At 32.7% G+C, this 14821-nt stretch carries 21 protein-coding genes; 12 read left to right on the top strand and 9 right to left on the bottom strand.

Going from position 1 to position 14821, the window contains the following annotated elements:
• The first annotated feature begins 223 nt into the window (after window positions 1–223).
• From vrrA to ACTWP4_RS15395, 6 genes are all read left to right on the top strand, one after another.
• The gene (vrrA, locus tag ACTWP4_RS15420; protein WP_443129675.1) at window positions 224–709 is read left to right on the top strand and encodes a VrrA/YqfQ family protein; all 486 of its coding nucleotides are present in this window, start codon (window positions 224–226) and stop codon (window positions 707–709) included.
• Window positions 710–791: 82 nt separating this feature from the next.
• Entirely contained in the window at window positions 792–1754 is a 963-nt protein-coding gene (gene msrA, locus ACTWP4_RS15415; RefSeq protein WP_443129674.1) for a peptide-methionine (S)-S-oxide reductase MsrA, read from the top strand.
• 49 nt (window positions 1755–1803) lie between these two features.
• The gene (locus ACTWP4_RS15410; protein WP_443129673.1) at window positions 1804–2847 is read left to right on the top strand and encodes an AbrB family transcriptional regulator; all 1044 of its coding nucleotides are present in this window, start codon (window positions 1804–1806) and stop codon (window positions 2845–2847) included.
• A gap of 78 nt (window positions 2848–2925) precedes the next feature.
• Complete coding sequence (locus ACTWP4_RS15405; protein WP_443129672.1) at window positions 2926–3132, top strand: DUF6501 family protein; 207 nt, start codon at window positions 2926–2928, stop codon at window positions 3130–3132.
• 95 nt (window positions 3133–3227) lie between these two features.
• Window positions 3228–3797 carry a histidine phosphatase family protein gene (locus ACTWP4_RS15400; protein ID WP_443129671.1) on the top strand — a complete coding sequence of 190 codons (570 nt, stop codon included), beginning with the start codon at window positions 3228–3230 and terminating at the stop codon, window positions 3795–3797.
• A 115-nt stretch (window positions 3798–3912) separates the two neighbouring features.
• Complete coding sequence (locus ACTWP4_RS15395; RefSeq protein WP_208590982.1) at window positions 3913–4152, top strand: indolepyruvate ferredoxin oxidoreductase subunit alpha; 240 nt, start codon at window positions 3913–3915, stop codon at window positions 4150–4152.
• A 40-nt stretch (window positions 4153–4192) separates the two neighbouring features.
• Here the strand turns inward: ACTWP4_RS15395 and ACTWP4_RS15390 are convergent, their stop codons facing one another.
• Window positions 4193–4468, bottom strand: coding sequence for an acylphosphatase (locus ACTWP4_RS15390; protein WP_443129670.1), 276 nt, complete (start codon window positions 4466–4468; stop codon window positions 4193–4195).
• Window positions 4469–4826: 358 nt separating this feature from the next.
• On the opposite strand from ACTWP4_RS15390, the gene ACTWP4_RS15385 reads away from it, so the two are divergent.
• The 3 genes from ACTWP4_RS15385 to ACTWP4_RS15375 all read left to right on the top strand — a co-directional run bounded on the left by ACTWP4_RS15385 (window position 4827) and on the right by ACTWP4_RS15375 (window position 7013).
• Window positions 4827–4973: a hypothetical protein gene (locus ACTWP4_RS15385; protein ID WP_443129669.1), complete on the top strand. Its 147-nt coding sequence runs from the start codon at window positions 4827–4829 to the stop codon at window positions 4971–4973.
• A 155-nt stretch (window positions 4974–5128) separates the two neighbouring features.
• Complete coding sequence (locus ACTWP4_RS15380) at window positions 5129–5404, top strand: hypothetical protein (protein WP_443129668.1); 276 nt, start codon at window positions 5129–5131, stop codon at window positions 5402–5404.
• A gap of 106 nt (window positions 5405–5510) precedes the next feature.
• On the top strand, window positions 5511–7013 hold the full coding sequence (locus ACTWP4_RS15375) for an FAD-dependent oxidoreductase (protein ID WP_443129667.1): 1503 nt from the start codon (window positions 5511–5513) through the stop codon (window positions 7011–7013).
• Between the two features lie 267 nt (window positions 7014–7280).
• Here the strand turns inward: ACTWP4_RS15375 and ACTWP4_RS15370 are convergent, their stop codons facing one another.
• The 5 genes from ACTWP4_RS15370 to ACTWP4_RS15350 form a co-directional block, all read right to left on the bottom strand.
• A complete protein-coding gene (locus ACTWP4_RS15370) occupies window positions 7281–7724 on the bottom strand; it encodes an SRPBCC family protein (protein ID WP_443129666.1) in 444 nt (147 codons plus the stop codon).
• 133 nt (window positions 7725–7857) lie between these two features.
• On the bottom strand, window positions 7858–8103 hold the full coding sequence (locus ACTWP4_RS15365; protein WP_443129665.1) for an SRPBCC family protein: 246 nt from the start codon (window positions 8101–8103) through the stop codon (window positions 7858–7860).
• Window positions 8072–8284, bottom strand: coding sequence for an SRPBCC family protein (locus tag ACTWP4_RS15360; protein WP_443129664.1), 213 nt, complete (start codon window positions 8282–8284; stop codon window positions 8072–8074). The genes ACTWP4_RS15365 and ACTWP4_RS15360 overlap by 32 nt, the downstream gene beginning before the upstream one ends.
• A 317-nt stretch (window positions 8285–8601) precedes the next feature.
• A complete protein-coding gene (locus ACTWP4_RS15355) occupies window positions 8602–9192 on the bottom strand; it encodes a YitT family protein (RefSeq protein WP_443129663.1) in 591 nt (196 codons plus the stop codon).
• A gap of 116 nt (window positions 9193–9308) precedes the next feature.
• A complete protein-coding gene (locus ACTWP4_RS15350) occupies window positions 9309–9497 on the bottom strand; it encodes a hypothetical protein (RefSeq protein WP_443129662.1) in 189 nt (62 codons plus the stop codon).
• A gap of 574 nt (window positions 9498–10071) precedes the next feature.
• Here ACTWP4_RS15350 and ACTWP4_RS15345 point away from each other — a divergent pair.
• On the top strand, window positions 10072–10602 hold the full coding sequence (locus ACTWP4_RS15345) for a DUF2179 domain-containing protein (protein WP_443129661.1): 531 nt from the start codon (window positions 10072–10074) through the stop codon (window positions 10600–10602).
• 151 nt (window positions 10603–10753) lie between these two features.
• On the opposite strand, the gene ACTWP4_RS15340 is transcribed toward ACTWP4_RS15345, so the two are convergent.
• The 3 genes from ACTWP4_RS15340 to ACTWP4_RS15330 form a co-directional block, all read right to left on the bottom strand.
• A complete protein-coding gene (locus ACTWP4_RS15340; protein ID WP_443129660.1) occupies window positions 10754–11245 on the bottom strand; it encodes a hypothetical protein in 492 nt (163 codons plus the stop codon).
• Complete coding sequence (locus ACTWP4_RS15335; protein WP_443129659.1) at window positions 11245–11715, bottom strand: hypothetical protein; 471 nt, start codon at window positions 11713–11715, stop codon at window positions 11245–11247. The genes ACTWP4_RS15340 and ACTWP4_RS15335 overlap by 1 nt, the downstream gene beginning before the upstream one ends.
• Window positions 11716–11841: 126 nt before the next feature.
• Window positions 11842–12348 carry a CBO0543 family protein gene (locus tag ACTWP4_RS15330; RefSeq protein ID WP_443129658.1) on the bottom strand — a complete coding sequence of 169 codons (507 nt, stop codon included), beginning with the start codon at window positions 12346–12348 and terminating at the stop codon, window positions 11842–11844.
• Window positions 12349–12960: 612 nt separating this feature from the next.
• Between ACTWP4_RS15330 and ACTWP4_RS15325 the strand changes: the two genes are divergently transcribed.
• Window positions 12961–13152 (top strand): hypothetical protein, encoded by a 192-nt coding sequence (locus ACTWP4_RS15325; RefSeq protein ID WP_443129657.1) that lies wholly within the window; start codon window positions 12961–12963, stop codon window positions 13150–13152.
• A 50-nt stretch (window positions 13153–13202) separates the two neighbouring features.
• A complete protein-coding gene (locus ACTWP4_RS15320) occupies window positions 13203–14807 on the top strand; it encodes an ATP-binding protein (RefSeq protein ID WP_443129656.1) in 1605 nt (534 codons plus the stop codon).
• The last annotated feature ends 14 nt before the right edge of the window (window positions 14808–14821 follow it).

The raw sequence follows: 14821 nt of genomic DNA, 5'->3' as shown, positions 1-14821 counted from the left end.
TATAAGAATACACATGTTTCTACCAATAAGGAAACGTGTGTATTCTTTTTTATAGCAAAACCTATGGGACTATCTAGTATCGAATCGTTGCACAACAAATTTCTTTCACAGTATTATTAATACTTAATACAACGCTAAATTGTCTAGTTCTTTTTTATGCCTATACCATTATAGACAAACGAACATATACTATATCAACATGCTAAACGGAAGGAGAATGTATATGTTTCGTCCACCAAACCAACCACCAATGTTCTCACAACATAACATACCGAATAACATACCGACACAGGGATTCTTTCCCCGCGGTCCCGTCCCAAATCAAATGACAAATCCAACAGGACTGCAAGGATTATTGCAACGTTTTTTACCATCACAGGCTTCAAATATGACCCAGGCAACAAATGTGGCAACAGGTAGCGGGTCAAATCTAATGGGAACGTTAAATAATGTGCAACAAGTTTTAAAAGTAGCTCAACAGGCAACACCATTAATTAAAGAATACGGGCCAATGATAAAGAACGCTCCGAAATTAATCAATATGATGAAGGCATTAAACGAGATAAATGATGAAGTTGAAGTTGATGATGAAATAGAAGAAGCAGAAGAAATGACTATAACTGAAAGTTCACCGACCACCAAAAAACAGGTAAATAAAAGATCTACTCAAATTAGCACAAGTGAATCTCAGCCAAAATTGTTTATCTAGGATTATGTAAAAACAGACCACTTGCATTTTTTTAACTCTAAGAGCACAATAAAAGTAATCAATTTTACTAGGAGGCTTTTTCATGACAAAGCAATCTCTCGAGAAAGCAATTTTTGCAGGTGGCTGTTTTTGGTGTATGGTCGAACCTTTTGATGAACAACCAGGTATTGAACAGGTTGTATCAGGATACACAGGTGGAGATAAAGCTAATCCCACATATGAAGAAGTGTGCACCAATACAACAGGGCATCGAGAAGCGGTTGAAATAACGTACAATCCGGATATATTTCCATATCAAAAATTATTAGAGATATTTTGGCAGCAAATCGATCCTACAGATCCCGGTGGCCAATTCCATGATCGTGGTGAATCCTATAAAACAGCTATTTTTTACACCAATGATCAACAAAAAAGTTTAGCGGAACAATCTAAACAGAAATTGCAGGAAAGTGGCAAGTTTGATAAGCCTATTGTAACAGACATATTACCGGCAAAAACTTTTTATCGAGCAGAAGAACAACATCAAGATTACTACAAAAAACAAAACTTTCATTACAAGTTGTATAAAAAAGGGTCAGGCAGAGCAGATTTTATCAAAAGAAATTGGGGAAAAAATATTTCAAAAGATGATTTAAAAGAACGCTTAACACCTATTCAGTATCATGTAACACAAGAAAACGGAACAGAAAGACCATTTGATAATCAATATTGGAATAACTTTGAAGAAGGTATATATGTAGACATTGTTAGTGGTGAACCTTTGTTTTCCAGTAAAGATCAATATGATGCAGGGTGTGGATGGCCAAGCTTCACTAAACCTTTAAACCGCAACTCGATTGCAGAAAATCTAGATACCTCGCATGGGATGCGAAGAATTGAAGTAAGAAGTGATGAGGCAGATTCCCATCTCGGCCATGTATTTGATGATGGCCCAATTGACGAAGGTGGAATGAGATATTGTATTAATTCTGCTGCTCTAAGATTCATTCCAAAACACAAATTGAAAGATGAAGGACTTGAAGAGTATTTAGCACTATTCGAATAACTTCCCGTTGTTAAATCGGGAAGTTTTTGCATAAAAGAGGGCGTGTTTTATGGTCAGAAATATAGGTTATCTTTTGTTAATGTATACCGCTTCACTACTAATAACAGGATTTTTCCTAATTTTACATATTCCTCTACCATGGATATTAGGACCATTGGTAACCGTTTTTATCTTAAATTGGTTAATAAACGAACCACTGGAACAAAATAAAACTATTTTGCATATCAGCTTTTTACTTACCGGAGCGCAAATAGGCTCCACTTTTACATCGAACACATTAAATAAAGTAATTCCTTATTTCATTCCTTTTTTAGTTATTACTATTTTACTGATTTATGTTTGTATGAAAAGCGGGGAACTACTTGCTAAATATGCAAAAATAGATCAATCGACTGGTATGTTAGGAAGCATACCTGGTGGTCTGTCGGTGATGGTAGCAATGAGTGAATCGATGAATGCTAACACAGGATTAGTGGCTATTTTTCACACGATTAGATTGATGGCGGTGTTATTCCTTGTCCCGTTATTGGCATCGTTTTTATTTATTCAGACGGATAACCAGCAAGTGCTCACTAATACCTCAATCGAATTGAACGGTTGGACATTATTGTTGTATTTACTTCTTTTCGGCATTGCTTATTTATTACGCTATAAAATTCCAGCACCATATGTACTAATTCCAATGATTGTTATCGCAAGTCTAAAACTGATGTCAATCCCTGTTAGTGATGTGCCAGTAAGTTTGTATCATGTAGCCCAACTGTCCATCGGTATTCACTTAGGATTATCTATAACGATGTCAGATTTAAAGAAAGCAGGAAACTTTTCATGGATCTTCTTTATGTTTACTTGCTTTATTATTATGATATCGACTGTATTAGGATACATATTTGCAAAACTATCCGATCTCAGTTTCTCGACAGCAATGCTCAGCCTGGCACCAGGGGGATTGGTGGAAATGGCAATTACCGCTGGTGAAGTAGATGCAGATCCATCAATCGTAGGATCACTACAATTGATAAGAATGTTATTTATTATATTAGTATTACCTTTTATTTTTAAAAAGATGTCTCCATCCCTTAATAAACCATAATAATATTATGTTAACTACAGAAAATACCTTGTGTAAAAGGCAATAAATGTTTATGATAGAAAGGAAGGAGGGACATAAATGATTCATCAAAATTGGGAAAATAACCATACAATTAAAAAAATTAAGTGTGTCCACACGAATGCTAAGAAATATAAAGTGAATTCTGTTTTGACAGAAGGGAAAATATACGAAGTGAAGAACGAAACAGATGAATTTTATTTTGTTATCGATAATACCAGTCGTATTGCTGGTTTTAAGAAAGATTACTTCGAAATTGTCCAATAATGTTTAATTGTTGTATATAATGGGAAAATTTATATAATAGGGATTTTTATGTATAATACTAGACTTTTCAAAGATTCTCCATAGGAGCTGATAAAATGAAAAGAATTCTTTTAATCCGTCATTGCCAGGCTTTAGGACAACACAGTGATTCTCCATTATCTAAGAAAGGCATACAAAAAGCGTATGAATTAGCTAGACAACTAGAGAGTCTAACATTTAAAATAGATCGTATCATTACAAGCCCTTATATGCGTGCGCAAGAAAGTATCAAACCGTTTGCATCTCGTCAAGGTATTAAAGTCGAAACAGATAAGAGATTGAAGGAGCGGTTACTAAGCGAACAGCCTGTAGATGATTGGATCGATATTTTAGAAGAATCTTTTCAAAATTTCCATTTTAAGCTACCTGGTGGGGAATCTTCGAACGACGCTTATAAACGTGCAGAAGAAGTTTTAGATGAGTGTATGAAAGAGGAGTTAAAGGAGAACATTATTATTGTAACACACGGAAACTTACTTGCTCTTATGTTACAGAAATTTCAAGTTGATTTTGGCTTCCATGAATGGAAAACACTTACTAATCCTGATGTCTTTTTAATTCAACGTATAGGTGGCGAATATATTACAGAGCGAATTTGGGAAGAAAATCAGTCTCATTTTTATTAATATGATTTGAAAACTCTATGAAATAAGCTATAATGGTATTCGGGCTTTTAAAAATATGATAGAATGTGTATGTATAGAGATACATAACGATTAATCGTTAAAGGAGGGGACCGTCTTGGCATTTGTAATTACTTCACCTTGTAAAGAAGAAAAAGCAGGCGAATGCGTAGAAGTTTGCCCTGTAGATTGTATAGAAGAAGGAAAAGATATGTTCTATATCGATCCTGATATTTGTATTGATTGTGGTGCTTGTGAAGCTGTATGCCCTGTAGAGGCAATTTATATGGAAGATGAAGTACCAGATGATGAACATGAATACATCTCATTAAACCGCAAGTTCTTTGAAGAAAGTTAAGACATACAAATGTAAAACCGCTATTACTAATAGCGGTTTTTTAATAATGAATTTCAAACTTTTTTAATACATTTTCTATATCTTTTTCTGTAATTTCGATATTTTTCACTTTAGCAAAGAAGGAAGGACCTTTTTTAACTTGTTTTAAAAATCTTTCAACCTTATGATCTTCACCTTGTGCTTCGATTTCAACGGACCCATCACCAAGATTCTTAACCCATCCAGCAATATCATTCTCTAAAGCAACTTGTTGCGCAAAGGCACGAAAACCTACACCTTGTACACGACCTGAAACTATCACGTGAACTTGTCTCATTATCATCACCTCTTTCATATGATAGTATCATTGAATATTTCATAATTCAAAAGTTAGAGAAAGGAGACATAAATGAAAGCGCTTAATACATAACGATAAGTTGATTTTAAAATAGGTCACTGTCAAGATCAGGAGGCCTTAACTGGTTGTACTGTTATAGTTTGTGAAGAGCAATAACTGGAGTTGATGTCAGAGGTAGAGCCCCTGAACTAGGGAAACAGATTTATTAGCATCAGAGAACACGATAGAGCACATGCTACATTTTAGCCGAAAAGTGCTTATGGGTTAGATGTTGGCAAAATACGTCAGATTAGGTAATGGGATATAAAGCTTGTGAACAAGCTTGTGTCGATGGGGGATGTTTGGAAATGTCGGGGCAGTTGCAGTAAATGCAGTAGGTAATATTATCGATCCATTTACAGGTAAACAAATAGCGGGAATTTTCGACAGAAAAAAGTATCAATTATTATCGACCTCAGACATATCATTATCACAAGTAGGATGATCATATAGTCAAAATAATGACTATGGAAATACAACGATAGGAACTCTCATGACGAATACAAAATTAACCAAAGCTCAAGCGAGTAAAATTACGTCTATTGTTCAAGATGGAATTGCAAAAACGATAGAACCTCCCATACATTGATGGATGGGGACATGTTATCCGTAATGGCTTCTAATAAAGTAAAAATGGCAAAGTCTGTTGCAAATATTCCTGTTTCTATGATTTATCGTAAAAAACCAACTGGAGTGTTGCGTATGCATTGGAAACAATATTTTATGTTATTGATACCCTTTGTCGTGTTGGGCTTAGCACTTATCTATTTTCTACCTCGAAGTCAAAATCATAATGCAATTATAACAGCTCTTATTTTCTGGATTATTTATTATGGATGGGTGTATATGGAAGATAAACGAAAGGGAAATAGATGAAAAGAAATTTATATTAATTTGACATCCAAGAAGTCGATAAAGATGTGATATTCCCATGCTTTTTGGAAAAGCTAGAAATAGTTTATAAAAAGAAGGGATTTTTGCCATGACACAAACAATTTGGTTAACAACTAATATAAAATCCTTTGATTCATTAAATGAAAGCCTTGAAACAGATGTTACCATTGTCGGTGGTGGTATTACCGGGATTCTATCTGCGTACCTTTTGTCTAAAAATGGTATTCGTGTTGTATTATTAGAAAGAGGGAGATTACTTCATGGTACAACCGGTCACACAACCGCTAAAGTAACAGCACAACATGGTTTAATATATAATGAATTATTGGAACATTTTGGTCTAGAAAATACTCAAAAGTATTACAAGAGTCAAGTTGAAGCAATTCAATTCATTAAAGAGATAACAGAACAATATCAGATAGCTTGTCAATTTGATCAACAAGATGCAATTTTATACACAAATTCTGATCAAAACTATAAAAAATTAGAAGACGAAGCAAAAGCTTATCAACAATTAAATATTTCTGCAGATTTAGTAAAAGAAATACCATTTGAAATACCTCATAAGGTAGCGCTATCCATGTATCAACAAGCTCAATTTCATCCCACTGAATTTCTGAAAGTTATCATCGATAAAATCGTAGAAAACGGTGGTAAGATATATGAAAACACAACTGCAGTGGATATTGATTATCAAAATAAAGTTACGTTAAGAACAGCTCGTGATCATAATGTTTTATCCGATAATATTATCGTTGCAACGCAGTTTCCATTCTATGAAGGACAAGCTTTCTACAGCACCAGAATGTATCCTTCTAGATCATATGTGTTAAGCTTGACTTCCAACCAAGAATATCCAGGTGGAATGTATTTGGATGTTGATCAACCAAAACGCTCAATTCGCTATGTGAAGCATAAAAATGAGACAGTTTGGTTATTAGGTGGAGAATCACATAAAACAGGTCAGTATCAAAAAGAGAATACCAATCCGTATCGTGATTTACAGAGTTTTGGGTCACAATACTTGGACGTAAAAGATTGGTACTATCAATGGTCGACACAAGACTATATTACGTTAGATAAAATTCCATATATCGGATCGTTAAACAAACGACATCCAAATGTATATGTAGCAACAGGTTTCCGTAAATGGGGAATGACCAATAGTGTTGTAGCAGCACATTTGCTAACAGATCTCATCATGAATCGGGATAATCCTTACAAAGACCTTTATCAACCTCAGCGTTTTCATGCTGATCCAGATGTGAAGAAATTTATTAGCTTTAACTCAAATGTAACAAAAGAATTTGTAACAGGAAAACTAGGATTGAATAATGAACCTGATCAGTTAGATCCAGAAACGGCAATAAAAAAGAAACATAATGGACAAATCATTGGGATTTATAAAGACGAACACAATCAAGTTCATTCCGTCGATACAACATGCACACATTTAGGATGTGAATGTAACTGGAATCAAGCTGAAAAAAGCTGGGATTGTCCCTGTCATGGATCAAGATTTTCATACGACGGTACAATCATTGAAGGTCCAGCAACGAAACATTTAAAGAAAATAGATCTTGAAAATTAAATTCTGTCTCAATATCTTAAGTATACTTTGTATTTGAGATATTGAGATCCTCTCTTCAACTTACTTCCTATAATATATATTATGTTAACTAGTATTGATTTAAACCAAAACTAGAGTTTTTCCCTAACATTCCTGTACAACTAATTTCAAGTCCTTTCTTTTCAGATTAACTTAATTGCATTTTAGACACTATTCTATTCAAGAATAGCGCCCGTTTGATTAGCTTATGTAAAAATGATAACGTCAGGAAATCAAGGAATTATAAGATTATTTAAGTATTGATGCTCTTAAATTAGTAACGCCGTTTTCTAAATAACCCTTTAAGCAAGTTAGTGTATAGACCCATCCCCCTTTTTGCCCAAGCATTTTGTTTACAATTTGGGGATCATCTTTTTTGAACCCAGACTCGATTACTTCAATTATTGTACTCGTATTATCCGACTCTTTCAGTAAAATCGTAACGTCCCTTACATCATCCTCTTCAACCCCCCAAGAAAACACGATTTTTCTATTTTTCTCGACTTCTAAAACATTGATTGCACCTTCTGCTCCGAATTCATCATATTTCAATAGGACCGTTTTGCCTTGTTCCCATCTTTCAGAACTTGAGGAAAACCAAAAACTTCCTATTTTCCCTGGGTCTACGAAGGCTTCAAACACCTCAGTAGCTGGACTGAGTATATTAAATTCCGTAGTTACTTGAGTATCCATAATTTATCGTCGTCCTTTCAATTATTATTGTAGGTTTCATAATATCTTTGAAATTTATCTTTTTTAAACCGGAACATTGAGAATATGTTGGTTTTGTTGTTTCCATCGGGATATCCCTATTCATTAGTTAGTTTTAGGGGTGATTTCTGTTTGATGAATTTTTATCTAACACATCAAACATGATATTCCATCCCTGTTCAGAACCATCTCTAAATTCACGTTGCGCCCTTTCAATTTCTTCTGTAGTCCAACCTTCTTCATGAGGAACCACTATTTCTTGTGTGAAAGTCATATCGCATCCATCATCGACGGGTTCAAATAATACGGTTATTCGATCTTTCGTTTCGCTATATTTTGGGATTTGAAAAGTAAATACCAATGGGATCTCTCACCCTATAGGATCCTCCGACACGAAAGTCATTCTCTACAATATTAGCTTTCCCTTCGGGATTAAATAACCATTTCCTCATCATTTCTGGGTTTACCCACGCATCAAACACTCTTTCCACAGAGAAATCTAAACGACGTGTCATGGTTAGTGTAGTTGTTGAAGTGAGCATTTCAATCCGCCTTTCCTAAATAATCTAATCATAATAAGTTTGTTGCAAATACCTAATGTTCCACCTTTAAAGATATGATAGTTGTATTTCTTTCTTTGTTTTACTTATCGAAATTAGAGATTTTTTGTTGTCTTCATTGATTAAACCATATTTATAGTCTACGAATTGTCTCAATTGTTCATATTCATCCCCGCGCGATATTACAATTTTTTATTCGGACTGTATCTTGGTCCTCTCTAACCTCCGTTTAAATCTCATGCAATAAAAGTAAAAACTCCTTTTATTCCGTATTGTATCCAGCGATCTAGTCTATAACTTTAGCTACTTTTTAAATTCCAAGTACATAAGCTTGTAACAATACCGACGCAAATAATTGTTATAGTCGATAATATCAATGTTTCTGTTGAAATAATAATACCACCAACCATTATAATTAATGCATCAATTATAAAAATAATAACGCCAACATTCATTCTAGTTATTCTAGAAAGGAGCTGCGCCAATAGATCAGTTCCACCAGTACTTGTCCTATATCGAAGCATAATCCCCGTTCCTACTCCAATTAATGTCCCTCCAAAAATAGAACTAATTACGGCGGGCAATTGAAAGCTAGTTATGAAGGAATAATGGAATGGAGCAAGGTAATCGATAGCAAAAGAAGAGACTAACATTCCATGTAAACTATTATAAAAGTATTCTTTTTTATGAACCCAAGCCAATATAAAAATTGGCACACTTAGGAAGATGATGACTAAGCCAGCTTTTAAACCAGCTATGTATTTAATAATTAAACCTAATCCTATCATTCCTCCATCCAACAGTTTAAAAGGAATTAAGAAAAAGTTTACACCAATAGCTAATAAGATACTGCCAACAATTATCGTAAAAATCTTTTTAGTGATAAACATCCCACCATCTCCAAATCTCACTTGGATTTTAGACATGTTTATTTATATGAGAAAAATGCGCCAGTTTGAACCTTGCGTTTGTTTATACTAAAAAAAGACTGGGCATGACCAGTCTTTTATATTAAGTATCTCTGTAATTTTTGCAGCATGTTTTTTGCACTTTCAGAACCATTATTTTCCATCTTTTTCATAAGTCTCTCTTTTAATTCTTCATCACAGTTTTCAAGAATACGAAATACTTTCATTTCATTAGAAGTAATGATCTTCCGATATAATTTGGAGACACTTATCTCATCGTCAACCATTTTTTGTGTATGAAACCCCTTTCAACTGAAATTAATTTTATTATAAATGTTTTTATTTTATTTGTAAATGGAAGACAAAATTATTTTTTATACGGAACGATTATAAATATCTTTTTTTAAATAATTAACTAGTTACCAATATAATTCATAATATTTAAGCGATCATATATGTACAAAAAGACAACTTTAAAAGATACAACTATATTAGCTGTTATACCCATACGCGCCATTATTATAATTCAATTAACTTTCAAGGTATGTTTGGAGTGGCATCATTTCATCATTTATATTGACCTTTTCATCTACATAACTTGCCAAATTTTCCTTTGTTTCTCCTCACAATCACACGCAACATATATACCCCACAAAAAATTTTACATTTTGAATTAATAGTATTATGAGTTTTAACAAAAGATAGGATATAGAAGATAAAATAATGAATTAGTATAAATTAGAAATAGACAATAAACACAATGATACTTTTGTAGTCATCATACACTGACCTATTCAAATTCAAGTTAAAGAAGTGCACAGATAAATCATAGAACTACTCTTTTCAGAAAGGGATTAAAAAATGTCTAGCATAGTTTTAATTTTTTTATTACAAATCATATTAGTGCCCACATTATCACTTCGAATTATTTTTGTTGTTAAGAACATGGCTGTTTTCGCTTCTATTTTTGGATTTTTAGAAGCGTTAATTTATGTGTTTGGTTTATCAATTGTCCTAAGTGGCCAGCAAAGTATTCCTGAGATGCTTGTTTATGCCTTAGGTTTCGCAGCGGGAATCTTTTTAGGAAATTACATTGAAAATAAATTGGCTTTAGGATATACAAACCTTACTGTTAACTTAATGAATATGAATACTGATCTTGTATCAAATCTTCGGAACAATGGGTTCGGAGTAACCGTATTTGAAGGAATGGGAAAAGATAGTGTCCGTTACCAGCTTCAGATTTTGACGAAAAGAAGTTTAGAAGAAAATGTAATGAACATGATCGAAAAATATGAACCGCATGCCTTTATTATTTCTTATGAACCACGTAAGTTTAAGGGAGGCTATCTTTTAAAAGCGATGAAAAAAACGAAGAAAAGAAAATCATAAAAATGGTGCCCGCTTGGTAGGCGCTCTCCCTTTTTTAGAACCAATGAGTTATCTTCTTAAGTGTTGCCTTGTTGCTAATTTTTCAGAAGTTAATTTAAAATCGTGGTTTAGGATAGATCCTACAAACAACTAACAATTGGTCTAAAATGGATTATTTCTTAGTTTTTTGGATTATATGGTAGTAGATGATTAATATTAATTGGATTAGCATGTAAATTGGAAAAGACCAGTACATGTTATATCCTTTATCGTAATGAAAAAGCCCAATTTTGACTCCGAACCATTCAACTAAAAGGGAAAAACTTGACCAAATTAGTATGTAGAGAATAGTATAATGTCCCTTTATTCTCAGTTTTGAATATAAATATATAAAAATATAACTAAACGGACCATTCATTACATAATAAGTGAAGTCCATAAGTTGATACTTTGAATTGTCATTAACATCATATAGATCCCATGGTCTAACACTAGCTGTGTGATCAAAGAAATGCACAATCATAATCCCAAATAAATAATATGCAAGCGCCTCAATAATTGAAAAAATTTTAGGAATCATTAAAATAAGGATACTTAAAGATAATAGAGTAATAATAACAAACCATTCATTCCAATCAAACGCCTCTTCATAAACCACTGTCATTAGTTTGAACTCCTTTTAGAAACAAACACAACAATTTTTGCAATTCCTAAGCCGATAAATAGGAATGCACAATTAACAATTGCCGCTTTAAAATAATTCCATTTTATAAATTTGAATACATCCATAAAAATTAATAGTGCTTCAATTCCATTCAAACAAGTAAAAATAAGAATGAAATAAAGGGTCTTTCTTTTCAAAGTATAGCTTGTATGAAAAGCATTAACCAAATACAAAATAAGCAACGGAATGATTACATTTCGATAAAGAAGAACAGCAGGAAACAAAAATGGATTTTCTGTCGTTTTAATCAATTCTAAATTTAAAGTCAAGATAGTAATAACATTGGTTGTTATAATGGTCATTACCATATAAACAATGGAATTCTCTATAAATGTATAACGTTTCCTTTGAAAAAAGAAGAAAAGGAAAACAAATATAGTAAATAATATAGTAAGAGGCAGTCCAATCATAAGACAAATCTCCTTCATTTATGCACTTTAGCATATCTTTTATGATTTTGTCTTCTTTCTCTTTTATTCAAAAATCAATCAACTTGTTTCATCAACAGTATGAAATTTTCTCTACAAGTTACAGTTCTATTTCAGATCACTAATTTTCACCTCAAATATATTCAATAAAAAGATTACAAATACACTTGCTATTAACCAAGCTAATAAAGGTCGTTTATAGTGAACAGGTAAGATCAAAAAAATTATTCCAGTAAATAACACAGACCACCATATATTCCAACCATTATGGTATGTAATAAAACCTAATTTACTATTTATATACTCAATCGATATATATATTCCAGACCATAATAAAAACCATAAAGAACGTTTTTTCCAATCATTCGGGAACCTGCCCAAGTATATTAATACGGTTACAGAGTATGTAACAAACATGCCCAAAATTGTAATTGTAGTGTGGTTAGGTAATATTAAATCATGAAATAACCACATTGATTTATTATAAAGAAGAAAATTATACAAAAAATCCCCAATGATGAAGAAAAGAATTGTAGGATAATACTCTTTCCAATTCCTCCAATCTCCCCATATATAACCTGCTATCAGATATAAAATAAAAATAAAAATATACATTTTATCATTCCTTGTAGTTGGTATTTATTATATTTACCAGAAAATTTACAGATATTCACCGTGGATTGTTTTAAAGACTATTTTCAACACTGCTGCCCTCTAACTCATGCGATATAGAGTAACATCATATAATGTTGGTATTTATAATTCTCCAAAATAAACTCATGGAAACAATTGGGATAATAGTAGTTGGTAAAACAATTTGTAAGAATTTTAAGAAATCATGCAATAATCTTATTTCACCACTCCCCTCCCCCATTTCCACTATTATTACAGAAATTTATGCTGATACATCTATTCCATTTCTGTTTATGATAAACTAACTCCTTAATTTAGATAGACCGATTTTTATCATTATTTCCTTGAAATTTCGATCATTCCTTGCAGCAATGTAAATCTTTATTTCATGCTCGGTAATATTTTTATATTTTCCGAGAAAAAATACTTCTTACTACTCTATATATTCAAAATCAAACTGATGCTATCATAAAACCTTTATCCATTTTAATAACAGTAATATAGAGAAAATCTACTATTTTAGTGTAAAAATAAGGTAGTCAATGATTACTTATGGTATTCTATAAGAAAAAGCCACTTGTTAGGATGTTTTCATTGAATATAAAAAAATTGGAAGCAGAAATTCGTTCATTACAAAGCCAATTATACAATTTAGGAAAAGAAACAAATCAGTATTCCATCGGGGAAATTCTAGAGTTGAGTGAACTTTTGGATGAAAAAATAGTACTTTACCAAAGGTTAAAACTAAGTAATAAAAATAAGTCTGATTGTTGCGATCCTGAATAATTTGTTAAAATTCAATTATACTTTCTTTACTAGTAAATAGGAGGCATTTAATGAAAGACTTCGATACATACATACGCGATTCTAAAATGAATTGTGAAATGGTCTATAACATGAAACCTAATGAAGTCCCTTTTTTAAAAGTAGGACTGACTAATAAAGAGTTACAATTTAGAAAACAAAGGTTTGTTAAGGAATTGAGCGTAGTGCAACACTTTATGAAAAAACTGATTCAGTATATGGAAGGGATCCCAACATTAATTATTACAACAGACAATCAAGGGTATGTATTAGATATTTATGGAGATCAAAGTATTAAAGAAATGGTGGATTCCCTAGGTATAACACAAGGTACTAAATTTGATGAGAAGGATGTTGGAACAAATTCAGTTTCGCTGTCCCTAAAACATCATACGCCCATTTCATTAATTGGTAGTGATCATTTTCACCATTGCTTATCTGAAGTAGCATGTTATTCCGCTCCTTTCTGTTTCTCGTCTAATGGTAGTTTAGTTGGTACAGTCTCCATGATGACGACGGTTAACTACGCTAGTAATTTCCATCTCGGACTTTTATCGTCTGCCGTTGATACAATCGAAAGAGAAATTCAACTTCAAGAACAAAATCACACGCTTCATTTATTAAATCAAGTGTTAATAGAATCAACTCCTATGGGGATAGTGATGACAGACCAACAAGGAAAACCACTAGAATTCAATTCCAGTGCTGAAGAAATAATTGGCATTCAAAGAGAAACAATTATTGATAACGGCATAGGACAAATGGATAAAATTGGAGAATATATTAATTATGTTCTGGAGACTGGCAAAAAAGTAGAAAATGCTGAATTTTCTTTTTCGCTTATAGAAAGCGATTATTCAAAAAAACTCCTTCTGGATGTGTTACCTCTTTTTGATGAGGACTATTTGATTGGAGCCTTTGCTCAATTTAGGGATATGACCAATTACCATGAATTACAACAGAAGCTCATAGAATCAGAGAAATTATCCGCAATAGGAAAGTTAGGGGCCGGGTTAGCACATGAGATAAGAAATCCGCTCACTTCTATTATTGGTCTCACCCACCTAATGAAAGAAAATAATCATAAAAAGGAATATCTTGAAATCATCACAGCTGAGTTAGAAAGAATGAAAAATTTAGTGAATCAATTCGTTTCATACGGAAAACCATCCTATATGGAACGAGTGCATTGTAACTTGAACGATCTAATTGCCGATACTGTTGAATTAATGAACAGTAATGCCCATCTCCATAATGTTGACATTTACGTTGAACCTACTAATATAAATGCCAAAGTCCTTATTGATGAATCTAAAATCAAACAAGTATTAATTAATTTTATGAAAAATGCCCTTGAGGCTATGCCTGACGGTGGGAATGTTTGTATTCAATTAAAATCAGATATTAAGAAGGATGAAGTTCATATTTCTATCAAGGACGAAGGAGTAGGTATGACGAAGGAGCAAGTAAACAATCTAGGTACTCCTTTTTTCACCACAAAAGAAAATGGGCTTGGTATGGGATTACCTATTTGTTTTGATATCGTACAAGCTCATGACGGGAAAATAAAATTTGATTCTGAGAAAGGAAAAGGAACTGAAGTACATATCATACTACCTCTAAATTATAACGATTAAGAAGGAGATAATGT

The sequence above is a fragment of the Gracilibacillus sp. D59 genome, from assembly GCF_052246695.1.
Lineage (GTDB): Bacteria > Bacillota > Bacilli > Bacillales > Amphibacillaceae > Gracilibacillus.
This window is presented reverse-complemented; position numbering and strand designations above follow the sequence as displayed.